The sequence below is a fragment of the Clostridium sp. genome (genome assembly GCF_051654825.1).
Taxonomy (GTDB): domain Bacteria; phylum Bacillota; class Clostridia; order Clostridiales; family Clostridiaceae; genus Clostridium.
Genome location: NZ_JBOFYU010000068.1, coordinates 22,159 through 32,002, shown reverse-complemented (window position 1 = coordinate 32,002; position 9,844 = coordinate 22,159). Strand labels below are relative to the sequence as shown.

The following is a 9,844-nucleotide window of genomic DNA, read 5'->3' as shown; positions in this document are numbered from 1 at the left end:
AAATAAAACCACCACAATTAGAAAAGAGAGGTGGAGCTTACTATAGTGATGCAGCATGTAACTTAATAAGCTCAATTTACAATGATAAAAAAGATATACAAGTTGTAAATACTTTAAACAATGGTGCTATTAGAGATATAAGAGATGATTCAGCTGTAGAAGTAAGCTGTGTTATTACTAAAGAAGGACCAAAGGCGTTATCAATTGGTTATTTACCAGTTGCAGTAAGTGGTTTAGTTACTCAAATAAAAGCATTTGAAGTATTAGCAGCTAAAGCAGCCGTTGAAGGAGATTATAATGCAGCATTACAAGCATTATGTATAAATCCTTTAATACCATCAGATGACTTAGCTAAAACCATTTTAGATGAAATGATGGAAGCGCATAAAGATTATTTACCACAATTCAACAATAAATAAAAATTGGCAGGTGTAATATGACTAAGTTAATAGTAAATGCAGATGATTTTGGTTTAAGCGAAGGTGTTAACTATGGAATAGTATCTGCATATAAAAATGGTATAGTTAAATCAACAACTATGATGGTAGGAATGCCAGCTTTTGAGCATGCAGTAGAGTTACTTAAGGAAAACAAGGGGCTTGGCTGTGGTATTCATATGACACTTAGCTTACATAAGCCAGTGCTTGAAACTCATAAAACAATAGTTGATGAAAATGGATACTTTTATAGAAGAATTACAAATGAACTTATAAAAGAAAAGTTTGATTTAGATGAAGTATATAAAGAGTTTTGCGCTCAAATAGAAAAAGCTAAAGAATATGGAATAAATATAAGTCATTTAGATTCACATCATCATGTTCATACATTAGCAGCTTTAAAACCCGTTATAGAAAAGATAGCTGTAAAATATGACTTGCCTATAAGAGGTGGCTTTGAAGAAGAGATAAGTTATGATAAAATAATTCCTATGATTGATATGTTTTATAATGAAAATGTAACAGAGGAATTCTTTGAAAAGCATATAGACGAAATAAAAAAATATGATGCAGTAGACCTTATGTCTCACCCTGCATTTATAGATAAAAAGCTTGTTAACTTTACTTCTTATTCATTAAAGAGAATGGATGAATATGAAATATTAACATCAGATAAAACTAAAAACATACTTAAAGAAAACAATATTGAAGTTTCAAATTATGAAAGTGTTTAGGAGATAGAATTATGGATGAAAAATTAATGGAAATATCATTTGGATTAATAGCAAATGCAGGAGAAGCTAAAGGTTTAGCATTTGATGCATTAAGTAAAGCTAAAGAAGGAAACTTTGATGAAGCAAGATCTTTAGTTGAAAAGTCAAGAGAAGAAATGCATAAAGCACATGCTTTCCAAACTCAATTAATAACTCAAGAAGCTTCAGGAGACAGTGTTCAAATGAATGTTCTTTTAGTTCATGCTCAAGACCATTTAATGAACGCTATGAACTTCCAACAATTAGCTGAAGAATTCATTGAATTATATGAAAGATTAAGCAAATTAGAAAATAGATAATTTAATATTAAAGAGGTATTTATAATTATATTTTATAAATACCTCTTTTGTGATTTTAAATCTTACTAAAGAAAAAATGTGAAGAATGTTGTAAATTTATAAAAAAACTATTATTATAATAAGGTAATATAATATGTATAAATTCTAAAATCTATAGCTTTGTGCTATAGGACTGGTTCGAGAACTCCCAGTATAAAAAACTAGGGATTTATATAGTGGCAGTATATAAGTTATATCCTTAGATATGGCTTTTTTTGAGTGAAAAAAGTTATATAGTTCTCCTTAACTCATAATTAAGGAGGAGATAGGAATGAAAAAAACATCTACACAAAAAATAACATTAATAGGGCTATGTATAGCTCTAAACATTATAGGAGCTTTTATTGCTCTTATGACAAGAATACCTTTATTGCTTGATTCAATTGGAACAATAATGGTATCAGCTCTTTTAGGTCCAGTTTATGGTATTGCAACTGGTTTAACCTCAAGCATTATAAATGGAGTTACTTATGATATATATGCTCTTTATTTTGCACCAGTGCAAATAGCAGTAGGTCTATTAGCGGCTATGTTATATAGGAAAGGATTAATGAAAGGTAAAAAATCATTTTTAGGTGTATTTTTACTTTCAACTGTATCAGCATTTATGGGAGCTGTAATTGCAGCCTATGTATTTGGTGGAGTAACATCATCAGGTTCTTCTTATATAGTTCAAGTATTATCAAGTATAGGAGTTAATAAGGTAGTAAGTGTATTTATAACGCAGTTCCTTATGGATTATGCTGATAGATTTATATCAGTAATGATAGTAAATTCAGTAATAGTTCAAATTCCACAATACTTTAAGCAAAAATTAATAGGGCAAGGATAAAAAATATGGATAGATATAGTAAGATAAAAGAAAAAACTAAAAGAGAAATAGTACTTTTAAAAGGTTTTCCTTGTATTTGGGGAAAATGTTCATTTTGTGATTATATTTTAGATAATTCAACTAAAGAAGAAGAAATGAATAAATTAAATTATGAAGTATTAGAAAACATCACAGGTGAATATGGAGTACTAGAAGTAATTAATTCAGGAAGTTGTTTTGAATTACCAAAGGGAACATTAGAAAGAATTAAAGAAGTAATACAGGAAAAAAATATAAAGAGATTATTTTTAGAAAGTCATTGGTGTTATAAAAATAGACTTAATGAAATGAGAGAATTTTTCAATATTCCAATTACATTTAAAATAGGTGTTGAAAGCTTTGATTATGATTTTAGAAATGAATTTTTAAATAAAAATGCAAAGTTTAAATCAGTAGAAGAGCTAAAGGAAAACTTTGATTCACCATGTATGATGGTTGGGATTAAAGGTCAAACAAAAGAAATGATAGATGAAGATATGAAGATAGTATTTGAAAATTTTAATCATGCAACTATAAATGTTTTTATTGATAATAGTTCAAAACTAGAAAGAGATGAAGAATTAGTTCAATGGTTTATTAAAAAATACAAAGAAAAACTTGATAATCACCCTACAATAGAAGCGTTATATAATAATACAGATTTTGGTGTAGGAGAATAGAAAAAAGTCCAAAGCAATTAGCTTTGGATTTTTTTATTTACTTTTATGTATTTATAAGAATATATATGGTAAAGAATATAAAAGATAAAATTAATTGTTAGTATTAAAAATGGAGTTAAAATGAAAAAGGTCAATAAGATATATTATGATTTAATGATAGCTACCTTATCTATTACAGTGGTGGTAATAGTATTAGTTGAAACATTAATGGATTTATCTAAAGGAACATTAATAGTATTAAGATGTGTAGATTTTTCAATATGGGTTATCTTTTTAGTAGATTATTTTTTTAGATTATATAAAGAGAGTGATAAGATAAATTTTATAAAAAATAATAAAATAGATTTAATTTCTATTTTACCTTTAAATACTATTATGATGTCCCTTAGAATTTTTAAGATATCAGGAATAATAAAGGTTATAAAGCTTTCTAAATTAGCTAAAGCTATGGTTTTTGTAGGAAAGTTTGAGAAAAAGCTAGGAGATTTTATAAAGACCAACAACTTAAACTATATAATAATATCAACAATAGCAGTTGTTATTTTAGGATCATTAGCTATAAGTATAGTTGAGGGAATAAGCTTTAATGATGCCTTGTGGTGGAGTTTTGTAACAGTTACTACTGTTGGATATGGAGATATTTCTCCACAAACATATTTAGGAAGAGGAATAGCTATATTGCTTATGCTTGTAGGCATAGGGTTTATTAGTATGCTTACAGGAACTATAGCAACATATTTCTTAAATAAACATAGAGAAAGTAAAACTTATAAGGAAGTAGTAGTAGATGAAATTAAATTAAGGTTAGATAAATTTGATGATTTATCAACGGATGATTTAAGGATAATGTTTAGTATTCTTGAAAAATTAAAGGATGGAGAAAATGAAAAAAATATAAAAAAATAAACTATAAAAAAACTTTATATTATATGAAGAATATGGTATGATAAAACGGTATATTTGCAAATGGAGGGATTTTTATATGAAGCATATAAAAACTATAAACAAATCAAACATAAAGAACAGCTTAGTTAAACCAGGATGTAAAGAGTGTGCAAACTCATGTCAATCAGCTTGTAAGACTTCTTGCACAGTTGCAAACTTAGAGTGCGAAAATTAATAATTTAAGCAGTAACTTTTTAGTTACTGCTTACTTTTTATAGACAGTAAATTGGAAAATTTAAGAATATATATTGATTTTTAGATAGTGGAGGTAGAAAGATGTCATTAATTCATAAATTTAAACAAGGAGATAATTTCTTTGTTTTAGACGTAAATACAGGAGCTGTACATATTGTAGACGAGCTTGTATATGATTTAGTAAATGAAAATTCAATGGATTCAAAAGAATCTTTAATAGAAAAGTTTGGAGATAAGTATGGACAAGATACTGTTTCTGAAGCTTATGATGAAATACAAGAATTAATTAAAGAGGAAATACTATACTCAAAGGATAATTATGAAGAAATAGCTCATGGTTCAATGGATGATAGAGATTATATTAAGGCTGTTTGCTTAAATATTATTCATGGATGTAACTTAAGATGTAAATACTGCTTTGCTGATGAAGGTGAGTATAACGGAAATAAGGGTGTAATGTCACTAGAAACAGCTAAAAAGGCAATTGATTATGTTGTTAAGAGAAGTGGTCCAAGAAGAAATATTGAAATAGATTTATTTGGTGGAGAGCCAACAATGATAATGGACACTATAAAGGACATTATTAAGTATGCAAGAGAAAATGAAAAAGAGTGGAAAAAGAATATAAGATTTACTATGACTACTAATGCAACTCTTTTAACTGATGATATGATGGATTTCATGGATAAGGAAATGGGAAATATCATACTTTCATTAGATGGAAGAAAAAGTGTTAATGATAATGTAAGAATAAAAGTAGATGGAAAAGGATCATATGATGATATACTTCCAAATGTAAAGAAAATGATAGAAAAAAGAACACCTGGAAAAATGTATTATGTTAGAGGTACATTTACAAGAGCTAATACTGATTTCTATGAAGATGTAATGGCTATGGTTAATGAAGGCTTTGATGAAGTTTCAATTGAGCCAGTAGTTTTAGAAAGTGGACATCCTTTAGCTTTAAGAGAAGAAGATTTAGAGGAAATAATGACAAACTACGATAAGCTATATGAAGATATGGCTAAAAGAAAAAGAGAAAAGAAGGGTGAATATAACTTCTATCACTTTAACGTAGATTTAAATGGTGGTCCATGTGTTTATAAGAGAATATCAGGATGTGGAGCAGGATTTGAATATGTAGCAATTACACCTCAAGGTGAAGTTTATCCTTGTCACCAATTTGTTGGAAGAGAAGAATATAAGCTAGGAACTATATATGATGATTCATATAATTCAGATTTAGGAAAAGAATTTAAGAAAGCTCATATATATAATAAACCTAAGTGTAAGGATTGTTGGGCAAGATTCTACTGTAGTGGAGGATGTCAAGCAAACAACGTAAGCTTTAATGGAGATATGAAAATTCCTTATGAAATAGGATGTAAAATGCAAAAAAAGAGAATAGAGTGTGCTATAGCATTAAAGGCTGAGTAATTAAATGGTCCTTCTATAACATAGAAGGACCATTTTTTTCTAGAAAATATAAAAAAATAATTTATAATATAGTTGTAGCAATATAATAGTTAATTAAAAAAGGATGAGTTTATATGATAAAAGATTGTATTTTAAATAATGGTTTAAGGTTAATATATAAAAAAAGCACAAGTGATTTAACGTCAATATCAATATCAATAGATGCAGGGGCAGCTACAGATGGAGATAAACTTGGAATAGCACATGCTACAGAGCATATGGTTTACAAAGGTACATTAAAAAGATCTGAATCTGAAATAAATAAAGAGTTAAGTGAAGTCTTTGGATTTCAAAATGCTATGACTAATTATCCATATGTAATATATTATGGAACATTATTAAGTAGTGATTTTGAATTAGGTATAGAATTATTTTCAGACATTATTTTAAATCCTACTTTTAAGGCAGAGGGATTTAAAGAGGAAATGGATGTAATAATTGAAGAATTAAATGAATGGGATGAAGAAGTAGAACAACTTTGTGAAGATAAATTATTTTATAACGCATTTAATGATATAAGAATAAAGCATCCTATTATAGGAACTAAAGAAACCTTAAAAAATATTTCTTTAGAAGATATAAAAGAATTTTACAATAAGAGATATATTCCAAGTAATTCATCAATAGCTATAGTTACAGCATTAGAATTTGAAGAAGTAGTTAATATAGTCTCAAGTTATTTTAATAAGTGGAAAACTTCAAGTGAAAATAAAACTTTAGAAAAGATAGAAACGCTTAAAGAAGGATATTATGAAGATCATAGAGAAGGAATAAACACAGTAAAGGTAGAAATGATATTTCCAATTAGTGATTTAAATAAAGATGAAATAGTAAAGCTAAGAATTTTTAATGAATATTTTGGAGAAGGGGTAAATTCTATTTTATATGATACCTTAAGAACAAAAAATGGTCTTATTTATGATGTAATAACTAAAATAGCTTATGAAAAACATATTAATTTATATAAAATAACCTTTAGTACTTCAAATGAAAACTTAAATAAATCAATTTCATTAGTTAAAGATTGTATAAATAAATTGTATAAAAATGAGTTAGGAATAAATGAAGATGAGATAAAAAAATATATTAAAACTTTAAAGCTAAAGAGATTATTTAGAGAAGAACAAAGTATAATAATTGCAAAAGAGCTATCAACTTATAATACTATGTTTGGAGATTATAAAGTTTATAGTGATGAATTTAATGGAATAGAAAACTTTAAAGCAAATGAAATTATGGAAGTTGCAAAAAAGATTTTAAAATCTTCAGCAATTCAAGTAATTAAAAACAAAGAGGGGAAAGAGGAATAATATGAAGGATAAATTACCATTATTAACGGCTTTAACTGATTATCATAAGGAAAATAATTTAATATTATCTATGCCAGGGAATAAGTGTGGATTAGCCTTTACAAGGGATAATATAGGAGAGGAATTTAAGAAAAAATTAGGAAGTCTAGATATTACAGAAGTAGATCCATTAGATAATTTGCATGCACCAGAAGGGGTTATAAAAGAAGCACAAGAATTACTAGCAAAGCTTTATGGAGTAAAAAAAGCATATTTTATGGTTAATGGAAGTTCAGGGGGAAATCTAGCGTCTATTTTTGCAGCCTTTAATGAAGGTGATGAAGTTCTAGTAGAAAGAAATTGCCATAAATCTATTTATAATGGATTAATACTTAGAAAGTTAAAGGTAATTTATATAGATGCTAAAGTAGATGAAAAAAGAGGGATTCATCTTCCTCCAAATAGAGAAAAGATTTTTGAAGCATTAAATAAAGCTGAAAATCCAAAGGGAATTATATTAACTCAGCCTAATTATTATGGTATATCATATAATATCGAAGATGTAGTAAAAGAATTAAAATCTAAAGGAATGAAAATTATTATAGATGGGGCTCATGGGGCACATTTTGGATTTTCAAATAAATTACCTAATTCATTTGCGAAACTTGGTGATTATATAGTTTTAAGTGCTCATAAAACATTGCCAGCATTAACACAAGGTGGATATTTATTAGTAAATGATGAAAATACTAATGTGGAGTTTTACATAAAGGCTTTTATGACAACATCACCATCATATTTAATAATGGCATCCTTAGATTATTCAAGATATTATTTAAGTAAATATGCTAAGGATGATTATGAAAAGCTAATAAACATAGCAGAAGATTGGAAGAATAAAATTAATAATTTAAATAAGGTTAATATATTAGAAAAAAATGATATTAATAATGGATATGGTATAGATTTAAGCAGATATTTAATGCTTCTTCCACAGGGATATAGTGGTCATAAGCTTTTAGATTACTTAAGAAAAAATAAAATTCAATGTGAAATGAGCTTTAATTTAGGTGTAGTACTTATTTTTTCACCTTTTAATAATGAAGAAGACTTTAAAAAGATATATGATTCTATAAACAAACTTTCTTTAGAGGAAATAAAAGAAGAAGCAAGTGGAACAAGCTATTATCTTACTCCAGAAAAGGTATTAGAGCCTTATGAAGTCTTTAACAAAGATTTTAAGCTAGTATCATTAGATGATTCTATAGGAGAAATTGCAAGGGAATCAATAATTCCATATCCACCAGGAATACCACTTATTTGTGCAGGTGAAAAAATTACAAAGGATGCTATAAATATTATAAAAGAATATTTAAGAAATGGACGAAGTGTAATAGGAATAGAGGATGAGATGATTTCTATCGTAGAAAAATAATTTGTGTGAGTATAGAATATTAAATTTAAAATTAATATTGAAAGAAAATACTAGCGAGAGTATTATTATTTATTATAAGAGTAAGAGAGAAATGAGTTTAGGAGGTATAATTATTTGGCTACATTAAAGGAAATAGCTGAAAAAGTAGGTGTTTCAGTTGCTACAGTTTCTAGAGTGTTAAATAATGATAGTGGTATATTAGTTTCAGATGATACAAAGCTAAATATTTTTAAGGTAGCTGATGAATTAGAATATAAAACTGTTAAACAAAGAAAAGGGAAATTAAAGGAAAATAAAAGCATTTGTATCGGCATTGTTGAAATGTATGATGTTTTAAAACAATTAGAGGATCCATATTACTTGCTTTTACGTAATATAGTTGAAAGGGAGTGTTTTCAAAACGAATTAAAGGTTGTAAAACTTTTTAGGGAAAGCAATGGATATGAGTGTATTGAAAAAGTAGACTTAGATGGAATAATTGCTATTGGGAAGTTTAGTGAAACAGAAATTAACTTTATGGCACAAAAAACTAATAATATAGTATTTTTAGATTCATCACCAAATGATGAAATTTATGATAGTGTCAAAATAAACTTTAAGCTTGGAGTGAAACAAGGCTTAGATTATTTTGTTAAACTTGGTCATAGTAAAATTGGGTTTATAGGTGAAAGATATACCTTAGTTGACAGTGTAAATCCAACTATAGATGATAGATTAAGATTCTTTAATGAATATATGAAAAATATAAATTTATTAAATGAAGATTATATAATAGATTGTAATATGACATCAAAGGGTGGCTATGATGGAATAAATAGCTTTATTGAAAAGAAAAAAGAAATGCCAACAGCTTTTTTTATAGCTAATGATGCTGTTGCTACAGGAGTAATTAGGGGACTTCAAGAAAATAAAATAGATATTCCAAAGGATGTTAGCATAATTGGATTTAATGATACAATTATTTCTCAATATTTAACTCCACCATTAACATCTATAAAGGTTCATATAGAGAGACTTGGAAGAGAGTCTGTAAGCTTAATGCTCGAAAGAATAAGTAATAGATCTTATCCTAAGAAGGTTATTATTCCTAGTGAATTTATAGAACGAGAAAGTGTAAAAAAATTATAATATATATTATGAAACCATAATAAGAATTTTAACACTGATCTAAATTTGAATGTTAGAGGTACTTATCTGCGAGTAAGTCTTTTCTTGAGTCTTCCTAAAGTGGTGGGAATGTATAAGATAAATGATAAGCATCTAGTAAAATATTAATTTTACTAGGTGCTTTTTGTTTTAATATTTACGTAAAAATAATTTTAGTAAAAAAATAAAATTTTTAGTAAAAATAATATTAATTTTACTAAAAGGAATGTATAATATAAATAAGAGAATTATTAATTAATATTTGGTAATTAACTTAGGA

The 9,844-nt window shown here is 27.0% G+C and carries 10 protein-coding genes, 1 pseudogene and 1 riboswitch; all 11 genes and pseudogenes read left to right on the top strand.

Annotation, left to right across the window (positions count from 1 at the left end):
• Positions 1 to 419, top strand: a pseudogene (locus ACRDBA_RS04415) (6-phospho-beta-glucosidase); the annotation flags it as partial.
• A gap of 17 nt (positions 420 to 436) precedes the next feature.
• Positions 437 to 1,171 carry a chitin disaccharide deacetylase gene (gene chbG, locus ACRDBA_RS04410; protein ID WP_438571710.1) on the top strand — a complete coding sequence of 245 codons (735 nt, stop codon included), beginning with the start codon at positions 437 to 439 and terminating at the stop codon, positions 1,169 to 1,171.
• Between the two features lie 11 nt (positions 1,172 to 1,182).
• Complete coding sequence (locus ACRDBA_RS04405; RefSeq protein ID WP_438571709.1) at positions 1,183 to 1,509, top strand: PTS lactose/cellobiose transporter subunit IIA; 327 nt, start codon at positions 1,183 to 1,185, stop codon at positions 1,507 to 1,509.
• Positions 1,510 to 1,675: 166 nt separating this feature from the next.
• Positions 1,676 to 1,719: riboswitch (PreQ1 riboswitch) on the top strand.
• A 100-nt stretch (positions 1,720 to 1,819) separates the two neighbouring features.
• Positions 1,820 to 2,380 (top strand): ECF transporter S component, encoded by a 561-nt coding sequence (locus ACRDBA_RS04400; RefSeq protein WP_438571708.1) that lies wholly within the window; start codon positions 1,820 to 1,822, stop codon positions 2,378 to 2,380.
• Between the two features lie 5 nt (positions 2,381 to 2,385).
• Positions 2,386 to 3,078, top strand: coding sequence for a radical SAM protein (locus ACRDBA_RS04395; protein ID WP_438571707.1), 693 nt, complete (start codon positions 2,386 to 2,388; stop codon positions 3,076 to 3,078).
• 120 nt (positions 3,079 to 3,198) lie between these two features.
• Positions 3,199 to 3,984: a potassium channel family protein gene (locus tag ACRDBA_RS04390; protein ID WP_438571706.1), complete on the top strand. Its 786-nt coding sequence runs from the start codon at positions 3,199 to 3,201 to the stop codon at positions 3,982 to 3,984.
• Positions 3,985 to 4,060: 76 nt separating this feature from the next.
• Positions 4,061 to 4,198, top strand: a complete 138-nt coding sequence (gene scfA / locus ACRDBA_RS04385) for a six-cysteine ranthipeptide SCIFF (RefSeq protein WP_317273954.1) — start codon at positions 4,061 to 4,063, stop codon at positions 4,196 to 4,198.
• Between the two features lie 101 nt (positions 4,199 to 4,299).
• A complete protein-coding gene (gene scfB, locus ACRDBA_RS04380; RefSeq protein ID WP_438571705.1) occupies positions 4,300 to 5,655 on the top strand; it encodes a thioether cross-link-forming SCIFF peptide maturase in 1,356 nt (451 codons plus the stop codon).
• A 116-nt stretch (positions 5,656 to 5,771) separates the two neighbouring features.
• Positions 5,772 to 7,004 (top strand): M16 family metallopeptidase, encoded by a 1,233-nt coding sequence (locus tag ACRDBA_RS04375; RefSeq protein WP_438571711.1) that lies wholly within the window; start codon positions 5,772 to 5,774, stop codon positions 7,002 to 7,004.
• A 1-nt stretch (position 7,005) separates the two neighbouring features.
• Positions 7,006 to 8,418, top strand: a complete 1,413-nt coding sequence (locus tag ACRDBA_RS04370) for an aminotransferase class I/II-fold pyridoxal phosphate-dependent enzyme (RefSeq protein ID WP_438571704.1) — start codon at positions 7,006 to 7,008, stop codon at positions 8,416 to 8,418.
• A gap of 114 nt (positions 8,419 to 8,532) precedes the next feature.
• Complete coding sequence (locus ACRDBA_RS04365) at positions 8,533 to 9,546, top strand: LacI family DNA-binding transcriptional regulator (RefSeq protein WP_438571703.1); 1,014 nt, start codon at positions 8,533 to 8,535, stop codon at positions 9,544 to 9,546.
• The last annotated feature ends 298 nt before the right edge of the window (positions 9,547 to 9,844 follow it).